This is a genomic window from Kitasatospora sp. NPDC024654, from assembly GCF_055559155.1.
Window position 1 is genome coordinate 17,397 of the sequence record NZ_JBVHLF010000114.1, and the last position, 378, is coordinate 17,774.

A 378-nucleotide genomic window follows, 5' to 3' on the forward strand; every position below is an offset into this window, starting at 1 on the left:
ACCCTCCCCCACCCCCCCCCCTCCCCTCCCCCCCCCCCCCCCGGCCCCCCCCCCCCCCCCCCCCCCCCCCCCCCACCGCGCGCGGCCGGCTCGCCGTCTGGCGGGCGCTCGCGCTGATCGCCGACCCGTCCGGCTGCTGCCCGGTCGAGGAGGTGGACGCCCTGGTCGCCCGGATGCGCTGCTTCACCTGGTGCGACCCGGCAGACGAGATCTACCACCTGCACCTGGCCCTGGAGGACCCGGCCACCGGCCTGGCCTGGGCGGTCAGCGGCTCGGACTACGACTAGTGCTGCTCCGCGTTAATTCGTGGAGGGGTGTTGATCAGGCTGCCTCCTTGAGTGGGGTGCCGTCGTAGGTCCAGCGGAAGGGCTTGGCGGT

At 75.4% G+C, this 378-nt stretch carries 1 protein-coding gene; it reads left to right on the forward strand.

Going from position 1 to position 378, the window contains the following annotated elements:
• Positions 1–152 precede the first annotated feature (152 nt).
• Positions 153–287, forward strand: a complete 135-nt coding sequence (locus ACZ38L_RS35015; protein ID WP_465701252.1) for a hypothetical protein — start codon at positions 153–155, stop codon at positions 285–287.
• Positions 288–378 lie beyond the last annotated feature (91 nt).